The sequence below is a fragment of the Psychrobacter immobilis genome (assembly GCF_904846065.1).
In the GTDB taxonomy this organism is placed as follows: domain Bacteria; phylum Pseudomonadota; class Gammaproteobacteria; order Pseudomonadales; family Moraxellaceae; genus Psychrobacter; species Psychrobacter immobilis_H.
Genome location: NZ_CAJGZV010000001.1, coordinates 820,456 through 838,544 on the forward strand (window position 1 = coordinate 820,456; position 18,089 = coordinate 838,544).

The 18,089-nt window shown below is 41.2% G+C and carries 18 protein-coding genes; 15 read left to right on the plus strand and 3 right to left on the minus strand.

Going from position 1 to position 18,089, the window contains the following annotated elements; genetic code table 11:
- Positions 1-91 precede the first annotated feature (91 nt).
- The 6 genes from JMW64_RS03550 (at position 92) to lysM (ending at position 4,666) form a co-directional block, all read left to right on the plus strand.
- Positions 92-685 (plus strand): YceD family protein, encoded by a 594-nt coding sequence (locus tag JMW64_RS03550; protein WP_201553341.1) that lies wholly within the window; start codon positions 92-94, stop codon positions 683-685.
- A 337-nt stretch (positions 686-1,022) separates the two neighbouring features.
- The gene (gene rpmF / locus JMW64_RS03555) at positions 1,023-1,205 is read left to right on the plus strand and encodes a 50S ribosomal protein L32 (RefSeq protein WP_011512869.1); all 183 of its coding nucleotides are present in this window, start codon (positions 1,023-1,025) and stop codon (positions 1,203-1,205) included.
- A 437-nt stretch (positions 1,206-1,642) separates the two neighbouring features.
- Complete coding sequence (fabD, locus tag JMW64_RS03560; protein WP_201553358.1) at positions 1,643-2,611, plus strand: ACP S-malonyltransferase; 969 nt, start codon at positions 1,643-1,645, stop codon at positions 2,609-2,611.
- Entirely contained in the window at positions 2,608-3,336 is a 729-nt protein-coding gene (gene fabG, locus JMW64_RS03565) for a 3-oxoacyl-ACP reductase FabG (protein WP_045454442.1), read from the plus strand. The genes fabD and fabG overlap by 4 nt, the downstream gene beginning before the upstream one ends.
- 281 nt (positions 3,337-3,617) lie before the next feature.
- Positions 3,618-3,854: an acyl carrier protein gene (acpP, locus tag JMW64_RS03570; RefSeq protein ID WP_025652201.1), complete on the plus strand. Its 237-nt coding sequence runs from the start codon at positions 3,618-3,620 to the stop codon at positions 3,852-3,854.
- 302 nt (positions 3,855-4,156) lie between these two features.
- Positions 4,157-4,666 carry a peptidoglycan-binding protein LysM gene (gene lysM / locus JMW64_RS03575; RefSeq protein ID WP_055125278.1) on the plus strand — a complete coding sequence of 170 codons (510 nt, stop codon included), beginning with the start codon at positions 4,157-4,159 and terminating at the stop codon, positions 4,664-4,666.
- 101 nt (positions 4,667-4,767) lie between these two features.
- Here the strand turns inward: lysM and queG are convergent, their stop codons facing one another.
- Entirely contained in the window at positions 4,768-6,000 is a 1,233-nt protein-coding gene (gene queG / locus JMW64_RS03580) for a tRNA epoxyqueuosine(34) reductase QueG (RefSeq protein WP_201553361.1), read from the minus strand.
- A gap of 192 nt (positions 6,001-6,192) precedes the next feature.
- Between queG and JMW64_RS03585 the strand changes: the two genes are divergently transcribed.
- Positions 6,193-7,932 (plus strand): NAD(P)H-hydrate dehydratase, encoded by a 1,740-nt coding sequence (locus tag JMW64_RS03585; RefSeq protein WP_201553364.1) that lies wholly within the window; start codon positions 6,193-6,195, stop codon positions 7,930-7,932.
- Positions 7,933-7,940: 8 nt separating this feature from the next.
- On the opposite strand, the gene JMW64_RS03590 is transcribed toward JMW64_RS03585, so the two are convergent.
- Positions 7,941-8,438, minus strand: coding sequence for a DUF4124 domain-containing protein (locus JMW64_RS03590; RefSeq protein WP_045446657.1), 498 nt, complete (start codon positions 8,436-8,438; stop codon positions 7,941-7,943).
- 982 nt (positions 8,439-9,420) lie between these two features.
- On the opposite strand from JMW64_RS03590, the gene JMW64_RS03595 reads away from it, so the two are divergent.
- From JMW64_RS03595 to JMW64_RS03630, 8 genes are all read left to right on the plus strand, one after another.
- Positions 9,421-11,133, plus strand: a complete 1,713-nt coding sequence (locus tag JMW64_RS03595; protein ID WP_201555017.1) for an acetolactate synthase 3 large subunit — start codon at positions 9,421-9,423, stop codon at positions 11,131-11,133.
- A complete protein-coding gene (gene ilvN, locus JMW64_RS03600) occupies positions 11,133-11,630 on the plus strand; it encodes an acetolactate synthase small subunit (RefSeq protein WP_045454430.1) in 498 nt (165 codons plus the stop codon). The genes JMW64_RS03595 and ilvN overlap by 1 nt, the downstream gene beginning before the upstream one ends.
- Positions 11,631-11,777: 147 nt before the next feature.
- Entirely contained in the window at positions 11,778-12,794 is a 1,017-nt protein-coding gene (gene ilvC, locus JMW64_RS03605; RefSeq protein WP_045446660.1) for a ketol-acid reductoisomerase, read from the plus strand.
- 271 nt (positions 12,795-13,065) lie between these two features.
- Positions 13,066-13,491 (plus strand): hypothetical protein, encoded by a 426-nt coding sequence (locus JMW64_RS03610; RefSeq protein ID WP_045454429.1) that lies wholly within the window; start codon positions 13,066-13,068, stop codon positions 13,489-13,491.
- A gap of 380 nt (positions 13,492-13,871) precedes the next feature.
- Entirely contained in the window at positions 13,872-14,084 is a 213-nt protein-coding gene (locus tag JMW64_RS03615; RefSeq protein WP_010196799.1) for a cold-shock protein, read from the plus strand.
- A 253-nt stretch (positions 14,085-14,337) separates the two neighbouring features.
- Complete coding sequence (locus JMW64_RS03620; protein ID WP_201553372.1) at positions 14,338-14,901, plus strand: DUF421 domain-containing protein; 564 nt, start codon at positions 14,338-14,340, stop codon at positions 14,899-14,901.
- A gap of 453 nt (positions 14,902-15,354) precedes the next feature.
- Positions 15,355-16,104: an electron transfer flavoprotein subunit beta/FixA family protein gene (locus JMW64_RS03625; RefSeq protein WP_201553375.1), complete on the plus strand. Its 750-nt coding sequence runs from the start codon at positions 15,355-15,357 to the stop codon at positions 16,102-16,104.
- 151 nt (positions 16,105-16,255) lie between these two features.
- Positions 16,256-17,188, plus strand: a complete 933-nt coding sequence (locus JMW64_RS03630) for an electron transfer flavoprotein subunit alpha/FixB family protein (RefSeq protein WP_045446673.1) — start codon at positions 16,256-16,258, stop codon at positions 17,186-17,188.
- 96 nt (positions 17,189-17,284) lie between these two features.
- On the opposite strand, the gene JMW64_RS03635 is transcribed toward JMW64_RS03630, so the two are convergent.
- Positions 17,285-18,079, minus strand: a complete 795-nt coding sequence (locus tag JMW64_RS03635) for a TrmH family RNA methyltransferase (RefSeq protein WP_201553377.1) — start codon at positions 18,077-18,079, stop codon at positions 17,285-17,287.
- Positions 18,080-18,089 lie beyond the last annotated feature (10 nt).

Here is an 18,089-nt window from a genome sequence, read left to right on the forward strand (position 1 = left end):
TAAATTTAACATACTAGCGCTAGCGTCGCTCAATGCTTTCCGTTAGTATGGCAGGCAATATTATACACCGTTTTGATGAATGAGGTCGCGCATGTCAAGCACTCCAAAAAGTAAACCGTCAGCAGGTTATGCTGATAATAAAAAAGCGCCTTTATCTACTAGTATGCCTGAATCTATTTCTTTGGATAAATGGGCAGATACTGGTTATGAATGGACAGGAGAGGTAGAGCCAAGCGCTTTCAAACGTCTTGCTGCTACCTTAGCCACCGAACATGAACAAGCAGACATCTCGCTTAATGCCAATCTGTATCGACGCAATAATGTCTTACATTTGGCATTCACACTGACGGGTGAAGTTTGGTTAACCTGTCAACGTTGCCTACAGCCAGTGGCTATCGATTTGTCTGATGATTATAATATTGCGCTACTAGAAGATGAGAGCCAAGCACGTTCAATCAATGATGAACAAGACTATTTATTACTTGATGAAATTATTACTGAGCCTGCACCAGAGCTTTTATTGCCATTCAAAAAATTGGTAGAAGATGAGATATTACTGAAGACGCCGATGTCGCCAAAACATGACGACTGTGAAATGACGGTAGAGCAATTTGGTGAGATCCCAGAAGAGGAAGAAAGCGAAAATCCTTTTGCTGCTTTAGCCTCGCTAAAAGGCAAGTTGTAATCTTATTAAGAGACAAGTCATATATCAATGTACTACTTAATAAATTTATGATACCTTTCATCAGCTTTCTACCAAAGAGTGAGAAGCAGGGCTTTATTAATCCGCTAAACATGCGTATAATGTCCCGTTTATTGCATTCTAGCAATCTGCTACTGGCAGATAGATGCTGATCTTGCAGACTAACTATAGATTTTAGACGTAATCAACACTTTAATACGTGGCAATCTATTTAACTAATGATGCGTAAGACTTAGGTTGTTGTGATTATATAGCCTCTGTCAGTGTCGATTAAAGCTGAATTTCAAGCTTATCCCCTTTTAAGTATAGGAGCTATATCATGGCCGTTCAAAAAAGTCGTAAAAGTCGTTCTCGTCGTGACATGCGCCGTTCACATCATCGTATGGAAATCGCTGAGATAAGCGTAGATGCTACCACTGGTGAAAAACATCGTCGTCATCACATGACTAAAGATGGTTTCTACCGTGGTCGCCAGTTGTTTAAAGTTAGTCAAGACGCTTAAATTATTGGCTATTCAATAGCTGATTGTAAAAATAATGATAGTACTGGTGACTGTCATTATTTTTGCAACGCTGTTATTAGGTAATATGCTTTGAGCTGAAGAAAGCCAAGTTATTTCGCTATCATATATTATGTGGCTAGATAACTTGGCTTTTTGCTATTGGCTTTTATGGTAGGTATTTGAACAACCTTTTACCATGTGCCTTTAGAAAATATGAAAATGAACCGATATACTCTACCATTTTAATTTGAATGGTATCTTTTACTATACGTGTTTCAGTAGCATCCACTATGATAATAGTGTGCGTCAGTGTATAGTTTATCGATAATCCGTTTTTTTAGACAAATACTAAAGCAACGGCTTTATATCGCCTCTAATAATATAATAAACCCCAATTGTTTTTAGGGATATTTCCAATTAAATAAGGAATATTGGTTATGGCCTCTGTACCCGATATGGTAAAAAAGCCGCCGACACGTATTGCGGTAATTTTTCCTGGTCAAGGATCGCAAGTAGTCGGGATGACTAGTGAGCTTGCTGAAATCTATCCAGAGATTCTCGATACCTTTACTGAAGCTAGCGCCGCGCTTGGTGAAGACTTATGGGCAATCTGTCAAAATGAAGAAAAACTCAACCAAACACAGTATACTCAGCCAGCATTACTGACGGCGAGCATTGCCATTTGGCGTATCTTAAAACAAAAAATAAATACAGCGCCTTGTTATTTAGCGGGTCATTCTCTAGGTGAGTACAGTGCGCTTTGTGCGGCTGAAGTCATATCGCTTGCTGATGCGGTTAAATTGGTACATAAGCGCGGTCAGTTGATGCAAGAAGCCGTTGTAGGTGTCGATACTGCCATGGCAGCAGTGTTAGGGCTTGAGGACAATCGAGTAGAAAACTTGTGTGAGCAAGCGACTGAACATGTCGAAGGTGCCATTGTAGGTGCAGCCAACTTTAATAGTCCAGGACAAGTGGTGATATCGGGTAATGCTGCTGGTGTGAATGCCGTTATTGATAAAGTGCAAAACACTGGCAAAAAATCTATCCCGCTAAAGGTCAGCGTACCATCACATTGCGCGCTTATGGAGCCAGCCAGTAGTGCATTGGCTGAGATTCTGGCAGAAATAAAATTTGATCAAGCGACGATTCCTGTTATCCAAAATCGACATGCGCGTGTCGAGAGCAGTGCGGTCGGTATCAAGCAGGCATTAACGGAGCAATTAAGCCAACCAGTATTATGGTCAAAAACCATGCAAGAGCTGGCTGACAAGCAAATTAATATTTTAATCGAATGTGGCAGTGGTAATGTATTGAGCAACTTGGCGAAGCGCCAAGCACAGCCAATTACGAGCTATCCTACTGACAAGCCCGCTCGTCTTGATAAATTAATGGAGGTGTTATCATGAGTCGTACGATTACTCTAGTGACAGGTGCTAGCCGTGGTATTGGTAAAGCCGTTGCCAAACGTTTCGCCAAAGAAGGACATTTTGTTATTGGTACAGCCACTACGGAAAAAGGTGCTGAGCTGATTGATGGTTATCTCCACGATAGTGGCGGTATTGGACGTGTTTTAGACGTGCGTGATACCGCACAAATTGATAAGCTGTTTGAAGAGATTGAGAGCGTCTACGGCGCAGTACAAGTCTTGGTCAATAATGCAGGTATCACCCAAGATGGTCTGCTGATGCGTATGAAAGATGACGACTGGGAAAATGTTATCGATACCAATTTGACGTCGGTATACCGTATGAGTAAACGTGCTGTGCGCGGTATGATGAAAGCACGCCGTGGTCGCATCATCAATATAACCTCTGTCGTTGCGCAAATGGGTAATGCAGGTCAGTCTAACTATGCGGCGACCAAAGCAGGCGTTGAAGGGTTCAGCCGTACGCTCGCGCGTGAAATTGGCTCACGACAAGTGACGATCAATTGCGTAGCCCCTGGTTTGATCGAAACGGATATGACGGACGAGCTTGATGAGCGCCTATTGAACTCTATGCTAGACGCTGTACCTATCAGTCGCCTTGGACAGCCAGAAGACATTGCCGCCGCCGTACATTTCTTAGCCAGCGATGAGGCCAGTTATATCACAGGCGCTGTTATTCCTGTCAATGGTGGTATGTATATGTAGGTGATAAATAAGTGTTACACAGTTATAATAAAAAACTCTGTGCACGAGTGTAAACTATAATAAAGGGTGTTATAATGACGGATACTTTTATGTCAAAGCCCTGTATTATAGCAGGGCTTTACTAGACATCCGTCAAAACGTATAACCAGCTATAAATAAGTTACAAAGTACTCAGATAGCTGTGCTAATCTGAAGATATGATTTTATATACAATGCTGTAGAGCCTAATGATAGGACTATGGTGACTTGCCAAAATAATAGATCAAAAAGGAGAAATCTACATGAGTAATGATACCGAGCTAAGAGTTAAAGCTGCAGTAGCTGAGCAATTGGGTATGAATGTTGAAGATATCAACAATGATGCATCATTTATGGAAGACTTAGGTGCAGATTCGTTAGACCTAGTCGAATTGGTTATGTCATTTGAAAGTGACTTTGGCATTACCATTCCTGATGAAGATTCAGCAGAATTAACGACTGTTCAAAAAGCGATTGATTATGTACAAGCGCAGCTATAATTAGCTAGTGGCTTAGCGAGTTATTTTAGCCGCCTATCTGTAGAGATAGGCGGTTTTTTTATGTTCTTAATTTGCCATGGCGACAGGTAGTTATGTGACTAATCAATACGTTAACATAAGCTACGCCAAATCAACATTACTCAACATACTATTACTATCTACCTCACCTATCTTTGTCTATACTCACAATGGTAAGCAGTAACAAAGTGTAGTTATATATAAAGTGTGGTTATATACGAATGTATATGCCATTAAAAAAATAATGATCAATAATAAATAACAATATTTAAGGGAGTATGTAAATGGGTATGTTCAGTTTTGCAAAAGATATCGGTGATAAAATTTTCAATCGTGATGACGCCAAACACGATGCCAAGTCAGAAACTAAAGCAGACGCCAATACGCCAGTACAGAGTAGCGAACCTTCTGCGCAATCAGTTGCCAATATTTTACTTCGTCGTATTCAACAGCAGAATCTTAATATTAGCGATTTGAAAATCAAGTATAACGGCTCAACAGATACTGCAGAAATCAGCGGTAAAGCTAAAACGCAAGCAGACCGCGAAAAAGCGATTATCGCCATTGGTAATGTACAAAACGTGGCCAAGGTAATCGATAATATTGATATCGAAGAAGATGCGCCTGAGTCAACGATGTATACAGTGAAATCTGGTGATAGCTTGTCTAAGATCGCAAAAGAGGTTTATGGTTCAGCGGATGATTATATGAAAATCTTTGAAGCCAATAAGCCGATGCTATCTAGCCCTGATAAGATTTATCCTGGTCAAGTACTGCGTATTCCTAAGCCATAATAGGCTTTTGAACTGTCAGAGATATGTGCGAAAAAAATAAAGAATGCCTCTTACTATAATAAGAGGCATTTTTTTGGCATATAGAAATATAAACTTAAGATTTAGAGATTTTTTAACTTCTCGTACTGTTCAGCTATGGCCCAATTGATATGTACATCGAGCATTTCGTTATGTACGCCCAACTTTGATTGTAACTGAGTAATGGTTTCTTCATTACCATTAGCATTTCCAAGACCAATCGCGATATTACGCAAAAAGTTCACATAGCCTGTGCGTCTAAGCGGGCTGCCTTCAGTTTTTTTCATAAATTCAGCTTCTTGCCATTGCCACAGCTCAAGCAAACTGCTGCTATCAAGGTTATGCCGTGGTGCGAAATCCTCTACAGGTGTAAGATTGGCGTAGCGATTCCAAGGACAGATAAGTTGACAGTCGTCACAGCCAAAGATGCGATTACCAATTGCGCGGCGGTATTTTATATCAATAATACCGTCGTGCTCGATAGTGAGGTAGGAGATACAAGCTGCAGCATTGAGCTCATAGGGCGCGACAATCGCTTGAGTGGGACAGATATCGATACAAGCGCTACAACTGCCGCAATGCTCTTTGACCGGTTTGTCATCAGGTAACTGGAGACTAATAAATAGCTCACCCAATACAAAAAATGAACCCGCTTGCTTGTTGATTAATAAGGTGTGCTTTCCTGTCCAGCCAAGACCAGCAGCATCGGCAATGGGTCGCTCGAAAATAGGAGCAGAGTCGCTAAAAGGCCTAAAAATAAAATCTTGCTCTGAACCTATATTGAGGTGTTGCCACTCAGGAAGCATGGCTTCTATCTTTAGTGCCAATTGCTTCAAACGACTGCGCATCGTTTTATGATAGTCGCGTCCTCTGGCATAACGAGCGATGATGCCTTGATTGGGGTAGTCATTGTCAGTGATCTTACGTGGGGTTGGTGCTTGAGTCAGGTAATCCATACGGACACTGATGATGGTTTTTGCCCCTTCTACCAGTTGGTCAGGATTTGCCCGCAGTTCATGATTGTTATGCATAAACTGCAGTTGCCCCTCATAGCCTTTATCGAGCCATTGTTGCAATTGTACAATCTGCTTAGCAAATAAAGGATGATGCACCGATAAAAAACCGCAGTCGGCAAACCCTAAAGCCTGTGCTTGGTCTTTAATCCATTGTTTGACATCTGCTGTGGTGGTAAATGTTGGGCTATTATTCACATTAATCTTTTTTTCGGACGCAGGCTTAGGTTCAGCAGAGATTTGCTTAGCTGATTTCTGCTGGGTTGAAGAGATAGGCAAGTTTACTTTAGGAGGATTATTCATGTGTGACAGTAGGCGATAGAGTGAATACCGATATAATAAGCCAGTGAGCTAAGAGCGCAAGTATAAAAGCAAATAATTTCACATTCATATTGATACATACGTTGATGTAAGCGTTTGCTAAGCTGATGCTAAATGATAGTAATCATATCTCAATAAAATAGAAAATCAGCAAAAAATACTCAAGGACTAGCTATGAAAAATCAGACCAATTTATCACCTATAAAAAATACAAAACCTATCCCGTTATATAGCAGTGAACAACTCTATGTGATGGAGCAAGCATGGTTTGTAGAGGGGCATGATAGTTTTGGGTTGATGAAACAAGCAGCCTGGCAAATGGCGCAACACATAGAGCAATTATATGAACAAAAACAATTAAACATATATCCATCAGCCACTACTTATGTGCCTCGTCGTCATATGCGTCAGCATCGAGTGAGCATTTGGGTTGGAAAGGGTAATAATGGTGGCGACGGTTGGCTCATTGCTTATTATTTACAGCAAATGGGTTGGCAGGTACAAGTGGTAACAGTTGGTTTTGAGAGTGATGATTTTGATACCAGTGACACAACAGCATTTTCTGACGCACAAAAAACCCTAAAAGAGGCGCTATGGGCCAATTGCCCTTATCGACGCTTTGAAAATGGTGCTTGTGAGCCAGAAGAAGGAGTAGATGGTAATCTGCAAGCCGATGTCTATATTGATGCGCTGTTTGGTATTGGTCTGGATCGTGCACCTACAGGTATTTATAAAACGGCCATTAGCACTTTTAATGAGTTATCTAAAGGAAATAACACCTTGGCCATTGCGGTTGATATTCCAAGTGGTTTGGTGGCTTCGACTGGCGAGGTGTTTGAGCAGGTGGCTATACAGGCTGATATAACGCTATGTTTAATTGCACGGAAATTCGGTTTGCATACCAAAGATGGTATGGATTGTAGCGGCAAGGTAATTGATATACCGCTGATACCTTATCCAATAAATGATAAAAGGTTCATGCCAGTAGCAACACTGATTACTACTGCATATGGTCTAAGTCCTCGCCGTCAAAATAGCTACAAAGGTAGCTATGGTCATGTACTGATTATTGGCGGTAATCGTATCGATGGCTCACAAGGTATGGGCGGCGCTGCGATACTGTCTGCTTCGAGCTCGATGGCGGCAGGAGCGGGTAAAATTACAGTTGCTTGCCATGAGGCTTTTCATAGCGCCCTATTAACTTCGCTACCAGATGCAATGACGATTAATTTGCATGATGTGGATGGAGTGCAGGAGTTAATTAAGTCAGCTACTGTGATTGCGATTGGTATGGGGCTTGGTCGTGATGAAAAAGCAAAAGTGTTATTTATAAAGTATCTACAAGCTGCGATGACAGCTAAAAAGGCAATAGTGATTGATGCTGATGGACTTTATCATTTGGCATCATTGCAATTAGAGCATCATGAATTGGTCAGTCAGCTGCGAGAATATAGCGTTAATCATCAAGTTTGTTTGACACCGCACAGTGGCGAAACTGCTAGATTACTGAATAAGAGAATCAGTGAAGTGGAAAGCAATAGACTACAAGCGATAAAACAGTGCGCTACAACTTATGGTGGTGAATGGGTGCTAAAAGGCGCAGGTTCTTTGATATTAGAGCAGGGCTTAGATGAGCACCACGTTTATGTTTGTGCTGTCGGTAATGCCGGTATGGCGACGGCTGGCATGGGTGATGTGTTATCCGGTGTCATTGCTGGTCTGCTAGCACAACAAGATTTATCGTCAGGAATGCAAAGCTTGCATCAAGCGGTTGTTATACATGGATTAGCAGGGGATACGCTGGTCAATCAAAGTAATAATACGTTATTGGTTGGACAACGAGGACTACAAGCTCAGGATATGCCAGCAGCCATTCGTCATGTGATGCAGCTATTGATTAACGTCTATAATTAGCATTAAGCCTAGGTAGTTGAGTTGCCACAATACTGATCAATTGCCTGCTGTACGCGTTCACGTTTGAGCTCAATTTCACGACCGTCTAAATATTGACGCTTGCCATTTGCATCCATCTCATAAATACGTCCGCCGACATTCAAGTTGGTCAAATTATTGCGGAGTGACTGGCAACGCTGTGCATTGGCTTGTGCTTCTTGTTCTTTAATCCGTGCTTCAAGCGCTGCAACTCTTTGCTCTTCTACGCTTTGAGTATTAGTACTTTGATTGGCATCTGTTTTGCCAGCCAATTGTCCTGCATTGCTTTGTCTGCCATCACTACGAAATTCAATCAGCTCAATGTTTTTACCATTTTGCGGCGCATGTTGGCTGTATTTGACTTCACCATGTGCACCGACAGATTTATAAACTTGAATAGCATGACTGGCATTCATCGACAGCATTAGCACATACGCAGTACTCATAAGCAGTTTGGTAGCAGTATTTATTTTAGACGCATATGCCATAGTAGCAATCCTCTCAAGGGGTAAAAAACAGATGTGTATATATGTGTCAATATAACATTTAAGTGTTGGAATGGTACTAAAAATGTACCAGCTTTCGATTCTAACAAATAATCCTTATGAATGTATGTTATTTAATAACTAATAGTTAGGGATGGGCTTTAGAAGTTTTTCTTGACAATAGCTCACAAACCATCGAATATAATAGCAGTTGATTGGTCAGTGAGCGGCTTTTATGATATTGCCGTGGCACTTGAAAATGAGGACGATAGGTTACTTATCAGTGGCTTACGCAGTTTTCGTTTCTTTGTGACAATGATATTGCAAAGATAGTAATCATAACGATTGTTATCGATAACTTTATGTATTGTCTCCGGACTTATCTGTCTACAATGACTAAGATAAACTTATTATTTGAAATGCGCTAAGCGTGACTCTAGCGGTTGTATTAAACATGGAAAAATATTCAGCAATTCAATCTTTTTAATAAGCCTGTCGTAAAATCTAACCATTTTACAAATTAGTATTGGCTGTGAGAGTGATTTAAATTGTGAATATCGATGCCTCTGTATAAATCAATCTGTTGTAAATGCTGTCTGCTATTTATCAATAATAAGCTTCTTTTATAGATGCACGCGCATCTTGTCACTGTACATCGATAGACTCCTGCCATAAAACTGACCCTACATATATTGCTGTGTTTGAGTAGCCTGCTGTCTTATAAAACAGCGTTACTTAGAGATAGTGGGCACACATTCTTGATATGGATAAGGATTTGCAGCCATTTCTATAAGATGAACCATCTTGTGTAAATAGCATGGTTTTCTCTTATAAATGAACGCCAATTCTTGACAAAAAAAAGGTGATGACAGTGACGCAAACCACGCAAAGTCCGAATATGACGGGACATACCCAAACGGGGAATGCCGCCAAAAATTTTGAAGAAAAGCAACAACGCCTCGCTGAGGGTAGTGAGCAACCTATCATGCTATCTGGTGCTGAGATGTTGGTGCAATCACTGACTGATGAGGGCGTCAAATATATTTTTGGCTATCCAGGTGGTGCGGTTCTTCATATCTATGATGCTTTGTTTCAACAAGAAAATATCGAGCATATCTTAGTACGTCATGAGCAAGCAGCCGGTCACATGGCAGATGCTTATTCGCGAGTCACAGGGCAGACAGGTGTAGTATTAGCGACGTCAGGTCCGGGTGCTACTAATACCGTAACGGCTATCGCAACAGCGTTTATGGATTCTGTGCCGATGGTGGTCATCGCAGGTCAGGTACCTAGCAGCCTAATTGGGGAAGATGCCTTCCAAGAAACAGATATGGTCGGTGTATCACGTCCTATCGTGAAGCATAGCTTTCAAGTGCGCCACGCTAGCGAAATCCCAATGATTGTCAAAAAAGCCTTTTATATTGCTCAGTCTGGACGCCCAGGTCCTGTAGTGATTGATGTACCAAAAGATATGACCGCGCCAAGTGAAAAATTTGCTTATGCTTATCCAGAAGAAGTGTTTATACGTTCGTATCAGCCGTCATTAAAAGGCCATAGTGGTCAGATTAAAAAAGCGGTTGAAACACTGCTTGCTGCAAAGCGTCCGATTATTTACTCTGGTGGCGGTGTTGTTTTAGGCAATGCGCATAAAGAGCTTACTAATCTTGCGCACCGTTTAAATTTACCAGTAACCAATACCTTAATGGGCTTGGGTGCGTTCCCTGGTTCTGATAGTCAGTTCTTGGGTATGCTCGGTATGCATGGCACTTATGAAGCCAATATGACCATGCATCATGCCGACGTCATCTTGGCAGTTGGTGCACGTTTTGATGACCGTGTCACTAATAATGTCAAAAAATTCTGTCCGAATGCGACGATTATTCATATTGATATTGATCCTACCTCTATTTCAAAAACGATTAATGCGCATATTCCGATCGTGGGCGATGTCAAATCTGTCCTGACCGATATCATAGAAATTGTTGGTGATGATAAAGAGCTAGACCAACCAGCATTGTTGGATTGGTGGTCACAGATTAATGAGTGGCGTAAGCGTCATGGCCTGCGTTATGACACCAGCACTGATAATGGTATTAAGCCACAAGCGGTCGTGCAAGCCTTAGATAAAGTGACTAATAGTAACGCTATTATCACCAGTGACGTCGGTCAGCATCAGATGTTTGCTGCCCTTTACTATACCTATAATGAGCCGCGTCAATGGCTAAACTCAGGTGGTTTAGGGACGATGGGTGTTGGCTTGCCGTATGCGATGGCCGCCAAATTAGCTTGTCCAGATCGCGACGTGGTTTGTATCACGGGTGAAGGCTCTATTCAGATGAATATTCAAGAGCTCTCAACCTGCTTACAATATAATTTGCCAGTTAAAATCTTAAATCTAAATAACGCCCAATTAGGCATGGTGAAGCAGTGGCAAGACATGCTGTATGAAGGTCGTCATGCCCATTCTTATATGAATTCACTACCAGACTTTGTCAAGCTCGCTGAAAGCTATGGTCACGTCGGTATCAAGATTACTGATCCTGCGACCATGGAAGCACAGTTGGCGGAAGCCATGGCAATAACAGATAGATTGGTATTTATTGACGTTTATGTCGATCGTAACGAGCATGTATATCCGATGCAAATTGCTGGGCAAGCGATGCGTGATATGTGGTTAACAAAAGGGGAGCGTACCTAATGCAACAACAACATCTGATTTCGGTATTGATGGAAAACGAAGCGGGTTCGTTGTCGCGAGTGGTCGGTTTGTTCTCTCAACGTGGCTACAACATTGAAACTTTGAACGTTGCGCCAACAGACGATTCGAGTATTTCTCGCTTAACATTGACCACTATTACCTCACCTGAAAAAATAGAACAAATCACCAAGCAATTGCATAAATTGATTGAAGTGGTTAAAGTGCTTAATCTATCAGATACCGTACACGTCGAACGCGAGTTGATGCTCATAAAAGTGCGGGCAACGGGCGGCGTACGTGAAGAGATTAAACGCAGTGCCGATATTTTCCGTGCACAAATCGTTGATGTAAACGCCAATCTATATACCATTCAAATCGTTGGTGACAAAGCCAAACTTGATGGCTTTATTGATGTGATTGGTCGTGAACGTATTATGGAAGTGGTGCGTTCGGGTGTGATTGGTATTGCACGCGGCGAAAAAACGCTCAGTTTATAATGGGTGCTTACTGTACTTATTGTAGGTCAAATTATTTATTCAAACATTAACATAGCGCTTATCTCACCCATCACTTCGATAAGGTGATTATAATTTAAGTGTTTATTTATCCATGGCAAGCCATGATTTAGGAAAAGGACTCTGTTTATGAACGTTTATTATGATAAAGATTGTGATCTATCAATCATCCAAGGCAAAAAAGTTGCCATCATTGGTTATGGTTCACAAGGCCATGCACACGCGCTTAACCTACAAGATTCAGATGTTGATGTGACCGTTGGTCTACGTGCTAACTCTGGCTCATGGAAAAAAGCAGAAAACGCAGGTCTAAAAGTAGCTGAAGTAGAAGAAGCGGTAAAAGCCGCTGATGTCATCATGATTTTGACGCCTGATGAGTTTCAAAAAGAGCTATATAATGATGTAATCGAACCAAACATCAAAGAAGGTGCAACCCTAGCGTTTGCTCATGGTTTTGCGATTCATTATAACCAAGTCGTACCACGTGGTGATCTTGATGTCATCATGGTTGCGCCAAAAGCACCAGGTCATACGGTACGTTCAGAGTTTGCAAAAGGCGGCGGTATTCCAGATTTGATCGCTATCTACCAAGATGCATCAGGTCAAGCCAAGCAATTAGCCTTGTCTTATGCTGCTGGTGTTGGTGGTGGTCGTTCAGGTATCATCGAAACGACGTTCAAAGATGAGACTGAAACGGATCTATTTGGTGAGCAAGCGGTACTTTGCGGCGGTGCAGTAGAGCTGGTTAAAATGGGCTTTGAAACCCTAACTGAAGCTGGCTATGCCCCAGAAATGGCTTACTTTGAGTGTTTGCATGAGTTAAAGCTTATTGTAGACCTCATGTATGAAGGCGGTATCGCTGACATGAACTATTCAATCAGTAACAACGCTGAATATGGCGAATACGTAACTGGCCCTGAAGTCATCAATGAGCAATCACGTGAAGCCATGCGTAATGCCCTAAAACGCATTCAGTCTGGTGAGTACGCGAAGATGTTTATCTCTGAAGGCGCAACCAACTATCCATCAATGACGGCTCGTCGTCGTAACAATGCAGAGCATCAAATCGAAATCACTGGCGCTAAGCTACGTGGCATGATGCCTTGGATCGGTGGTAACAAAATCATCGATAAAGAAAAAAACTAATTCAGTATTAGGCTATTAAGAAATTAGTCGCTGATATAGAACTAAGAGCTCATGCTATTACTTAATAGTGTGAGCTTTTTTAGTTTGCACTACTTTAATGAAATTTTAACCACAATCGCTTTGGTGTTGGTTGAAAACTACCAATCGATGCCTCATATATTTAGCCTTCATTGACTTTTTTGAATATTCTTAGTGCAACCAATTGCTGGTTAATTATCAAAACGATTGAGTTGCGCGTTCTTACTTTTTTATAGATTATAGGTTGTGTGTTGTGCAAATATCTTATCCAGACTGGCTAACGCCGCAATTCGTATATATTACTCTTAGCGCTGTGGTAGCTGTTTTAATATGGATAGAAGGGGAGATGCTCAAAAAAACCGATGGCAAATTGCCTAAGTCTAAGTTTTTTCAAATCAGCTCACTCTTGGATACTTTGTGGTTCTTTATTTCCGTTGTCATATTATATGTGATTGACTTGACGCCACTAGCCATTACGGTACCTGCTGCTTATGGCATCTATACTACCTTTGGATGGATATACGGGACGCGTTTACTAAAGCGTAAAGGTATTCCTGATTCTCCTAAAGACTTGGTGATACCTGCTAAATACATCGCCTATAGTCAGTCATTTTCACTGATATTTTTTGCGCTTTGTTTGTTAGTATTAAGTTCACCGTGGCTACCGATATCTCAATGAAGTATATGCTGACTTATTACCTATTTATTATTTGAGATAATGCTGTCACCAACTTAAATGACACCTTTACGTTAGAATGATAGATAGTAAATGATATAAAATATCTTTCTTATCAATGTATTAGATAGTATTTAATTGGCTTTCGTGACTTTTCAAAACGGATTATCGTTATTTACAAAAATCATCAATTTAACCTGTTGCGATTATAAAAAGCTGCTATAATCAGGCTGTACTCAAAAGATTTTAGGTCGTAATTTCAAGCTATCTAACGATATTTTGATCGTATTGACTGTTGCATTTAGCAGAAAATAGTTTGGGTATATATCAATTAATCGGTGACGACACACGTCTCGCCAACAGTTAAAGAGTTAGGAAAATTTATGTCAGATAAAGTTGAAGGCACTGTAAAGTGGTTTAATGAAGCTAAAGGTTTTGGTTTTATCGCTCAAGACAATGGCGGACAAGACGTATTCGCTCACTACAGCGCTATCCAAGGTGGTGGTTTCAAAACTCTAGCCGAAGGCCAAAAAGTGTCTTTCATCTTAGGTGATGGCAAAAAAGGCCCACAAGCCGAGCAAATCGAAGCTATCTAATCTCATTTGACATCTGGTAAGCTGATTAGTCAGTAAGCTTGATGACAGTAAGATTATCAATATGCATTGATGCCTTTGTTTGTTAAAACAATAAAAATACTGTTTCAACTCTAAAAAAAAGCAACCTCTTATCAGGTTGCTTTTTTTATGCCATTTTTCTCGCTATAAACGTAAAATCATCAAAAGTATACTGATATTAGCTGTCAGTCATCAGCACTGACTCAAAAAAGATCTAACAAAATAAGGTTGTTTTATGAAGTGGGAGGCATGGTTTTCAATCGATTGGCAGCAAGTGCTGGGTATTTCTCTATCTGCAATCGGTTTTTATTTAGGGTTAATGTTGTTTACAAGATTGATGGGGTTGCGGAGTTTCTCCAAGCTCTCAAGCCATGATTTTGCGATGACTGTCGGTATTGGCAGTATACTCGCTTCAACGGTGCTATCAAACACACCGTCATTAATGCAAGGGCTGTTTGCTGTCGCAGTATTGTTTGTGATTCAAGGGGTTATCTCATTTATCAGGCGTAAATTCAAACCGTTAAAATCTCTGATAGACAATCGAGCCATTATATTAATGGCCCATGGCGAGTATTTTAGTGGAAATTTAAAAGAGGCCAATCTCAGTACCAGTGATGTTCAACAGGTTTTGCGCAAGAATGGAATCAAGTCTAAAACGGAAGTATTTGCTGTCATTATGGAAACCACAGGGGATATGAGTGTCATCAAAAATAATGCGGTTACGCCTGACTGGTCATTATTCGATGATATACGCGACAGTGAGTTGCTGATTGGTTCCAGTAAAAACAGCAAGTCGTAGATTTTGAGTTTTTGATTGTTGTGCTCGATGGATGCCAACGAGATAGATCACAACAATCCATTAAGTAACTATCGTGTTGACAGTGCTAAAAACAGGTGAAATATTGAGAATGTAGGTTAAAGAAGACTGTAAAATTGTGCACTTATAAACTATTTATTATAGAATGGTGACAAATTTATGACGCATTATTCACGGCGTTGTCTTGACCTTATGCCTGTGGTCACGCAAGATACAGGGGTCTGATAATAATGGTTGGCTTAGCTTTAGCAGATTTTATCAATGAGTAGTGTGATACTAATACCATTTTCGGTATTGTTTCTTCTTGCTTAATTAACTACTATCTGTTGACGCAGTAATAACCCTAAGTAGTATTTTGAACGACAGTTTAAAAAAATGAACCTTTGGTTCTTAACTGACAATTTTTAATTCATAACATTAATAAACGAGGAACGTATGAAAGCATTAGTAGCGGTCAAGCGTGTCATTGATTACAACGTAAAAGTTCGTGTAAAAGCTGACAACTCTGGCGTTGATTTATCAAACACTAAGATGTCAATCAATCCTTTTGATGAGATTGCCGTAGAAGAAGCAGTACGTCTAAAAGAAGCAGGCGTGATTGATGAAATCATCGTGGCATCAATCGGTCCAAAAGAATCACAAGAACAGATCCGCGCAGCACTAGCATTGGGCGCTGATCGTGGTGTGTTGGTAGTGACTGACGACAAGCCGTATCCATTACAAATTGCTAAGATCCTCAAAAATATCGCCGAGAGTGAAGGCACTGATATTATACTATTGGGTAAGCAAGCCATTGATGATGATAACAACCAGACTGGTCAGATGCTAGCGGCATTGATGGGTATCGGTCAGGGTACGTTTGCATCAGAAGTGAAGGTTGAAGGCGATAAAGTAAACGTCACTCGCGAAATCGACGGTGGTTTACAGACGCTAGCACTTGATTTGCCAGCAGTTATTACCACTGACTTGCGCTTGAATGAGCCTCGTTATGCTAAATTGCCTAACATCATGAAAGCGAAGAAAAAGCCACTTGACGAAAAAACGCCTGCTGATTTTGGTGTTGATATGGCCTCTAAGCAAGAGATCATTAAAGTTGTGCCACCTGCTGAACGTAAAGCTGGCATCAAAGTGGGTTCAGTGGATGAGTTGGTCGATAAGCTAAGAAACGAAGCAAAAGTCATTTAATGTTTCAATGATTGGATACTTCGCTACGGCATATCCTGTAGAGGGCTATAGATTTAACTGATTTATTTCATATTAAATAATAGTTACTCAAACAGCTTTGTACACAAACAACCGCATGAATAGATGATACGAATAAAAAAGGATTAAAATCATGGCAATTTTGGTATATGCAGAACATGACAATGCCAGTCTAAAAAAGGCAACTTTGAATACCATCGCTGCTGCTAAGCAAATGGGTGATGATATCCATGTGTTGGTTGCAGGTAGTGGTGCTCAAGCTGTCGCTGACCAAGCAGCTAAAGCAGAAGGCGTGACTAAGGTATTATTAGCAGACAACGCTGCCTATGAGCATCAATTGGCGGGTAACGTCGCACTATTGGTTGCTGATATCGCTGGTGATTACAGTCATATTCTTGCACCAGCAACCACTACTGGTAAGAACTTTATGCCACGCGTTGCCGCTTTACTTGACGTAAGCATGCTATCAGAAATATCTGCCGTCGTAGATGCGCAAACGTTTGAGCGTCCTATCTATGCTGGTAACGCAACAGCAACTGTTAAGACCACAGAAGATAAAGTTGTCATGACAGTACGTACCACGGCTTTTGACCCAGTAGCAAGCGAAGGTGGATCAGCTACTGTTGAGACAATCGACAACGTGCAAGAAACTGGCAAAGCAAGCTTCGTTAATGAAGAGATGGCGAAATCTGACCGTCCTGAATTGACTTCAGCAGGCATTGTGGTTTCTGGTGGTCGTGCCTTAGCAAATGGCGAAAACTTCACCAAATATATCGAGCCATTGGCTGATAAACTTGGCGCTGCTGTTGGCGCATCACGTGCCGCTGTTGACGCAGGTTACGTACCAAACGATATGCAGGTCGGTCAAACGGGTAAAATCGTTGCACCAGACTTATATATCGCAGCGGGCATTTCAGGCGCGATTCAGCATTTAGCAGGTATGAAAGATTCTAAAGTTATTGTTGCTATCAACAATGACCCAGAAGCGCCTATCGCTAGCGTTGCTGATTACTTCTTAGAAGCGGATTTATTTACAGCATTGCCTGAGCTTACTAGCAAGGTTTAATCGTTATTTAGTGATTAGTTAAGTATAAAAACCCGCTATTATTTATAGCGGGTTTTTCGTGTTTGAGAGGTATGTTTTTGATTCAGTCAAACAACATTAGTTATAATTTCTTTGACGTAGTGTTTCATACAAGCATAATGAGCCTGCAATGGCGACATTCAGACTTTCTTGACCATTAGGCTGTGGTAGAGCGATAGGGGTAGCACACTGCATCAGCTCATCACAAACGCCTTGTCCTTCATGTCCCATAATCCAAGCCACAGGCGCAGATAAATCGTGATCGTAAATGATAGTATCTGTGTGTGAGCTGGTCGCAAATAGCGGTGTTTGTACATGGTCTAAAATATCTTGCGCACTTAGACCTTCATAAATAGTCAGAGCAAACTGAGCGCCCATGCCTGCTCGTAATGTCTTAGGGGACCACGCTTGTGCCGTAGCGCTGGTACAGAGTATGTTCTTGATGCCAACCGCTGCTGCGGTGCGTAATAGGGTGCCCACATTGCCGCTGTCTTGCACATCATTTAAAATCAAGCAGTCATTATCAATCATCGATAAACGAGGCGTTGGTACTTTAATGATTGCCATGATATCGATACCAGTACCTAAGCTACGAATGCTCTCATACAGCGAATTTGATAACGTTAAAATAGGCGTATAAGTAGGCAAGCGCGTCAAAATTTGCTGAACCTCAGGATGGTTGTGCGCAGACTCTGCGAGTAGGATTTGGACAAACGGGTAGTCGCTACGCAGCGCAGCATCGATGAGATGCACGCCCTCAATCACCGTTTGACCTTGCTTCTTCCGCTGCCGCGCTTGCGTTAACAAGGATTTGACAAGTTTAACGGTCGTATTTTTATCTGAGGTAATAAGCTCGGTGGGATTTGCTACCATAGTAGATCGC

Bases quoted from the DNA above. Each gene is read 5' to 3' on its own strand.
- JMW64_RS03550 (WP_201553341.1), top strand. From the start codon at position 92: ATGTCAAGCACTCCAAAAAGTAAACCGTCAGCAGGTTATGCTGATAAT.
- rpmF (WP_011512869.1), top strand. From the start codon at position 1,023: ATGGCCGTTCAAAAAAGTCGTAAAAGTCGTTCTCGTCGTGACATGCGC.
- fabD (WP_201553358.1), top strand. From the start codon at position 1,643: ATGGCCTCTGTACCCGATATGGTAAAAAAGCCGCCGACACGTATTGCG.
- fabG (WP_045454442.1), top strand. From the start codon at position 2,608: ATGAGTCGTACGATTACTCTAGTGACAGGTGCTAGCCGTGGTATTGGT.
- acpP (WP_025652201.1), top strand. From the start codon at position 3,618: ATGAGTAATGATACCGAGCTAAGAGTTAAAGCTGCAGTAGCTGAGCAA.
- lysM (WP_055125278.1), top strand. From the start codon at position 4,157: ATGGGTATGTTCAGTTTTGCAAAAGATATCGGTGATAAAATTTTCAAT.
- queG (WP_201553361.1), bottom strand. From the start codon at position 6,000: ATGAATAATCCTCCTAAAGTAAACTTGCCTATCTCTTCAACCCAGCAG.
- JMW64_RS03585 (WP_201553364.1), top strand. From the start codon at position 6,193: ATGAAAAATCAGACCAATTTATCACCTATAAAAAATACAAAACCTATC.
- JMW64_RS03590 (WP_045446657.1), bottom strand. From the start codon at position 8,438: ATGGCATATGCGTCTAAAATAAATACTGCTACCAAACTGCTTATGAGT.
- JMW64_RS03595 (WP_201555017.1), top strand. From the start codon at position 9,421: ATGCTATCTGGTGCTGAGATGTTGGTGCAATCACTGACTGATGAGGGC.
- ilvN (WP_045454430.1), top strand. From the start codon at position 11,133: ATGCAACAACAACATCTGATTTCGGTATTGATGGAAAACGAAGCGGGT.
- ilvC (WP_045446660.1), top strand. From the start codon at position 11,778: ATGAACGTTTATTATGATAAAGATTGTGATCTATCAATCATCCAAGGC.
- JMW64_RS03615 (WP_010196799.1), top strand. From the start codon at position 13,872: ATGTCAGATAAAGTTGAAGGCACTGTAAAGTGGTTTAATGAAGCTAAA.
- JMW64_RS03620 (WP_201553372.1), top strand. From the start codon at position 14,338: ATGAAGTGGGAGGCATGGTTTTCAATCGATTGGCAGCAAGTGCTGGGT.
- JMW64_RS03625 (WP_201553375.1), top strand. From the start codon at position 15,355: ATGAAAGCATTAGTAGCGGTCAAGCGTGTCATTGATTACAACGTAAAA.
- JMW64_RS03630 (WP_045446673.1), top strand. From the start codon at position 16,256: ATGGCAATTTTGGTATATGCAGAACATGACAATGCCAGTCTAAAAAAG.
- JMW64_RS03635 (WP_201553377.1), bottom strand. From the start codon at position 18,079: ATGGTAGCAAATCCCACCGAGCTTATTACCTCAGATAAAAATACGACC.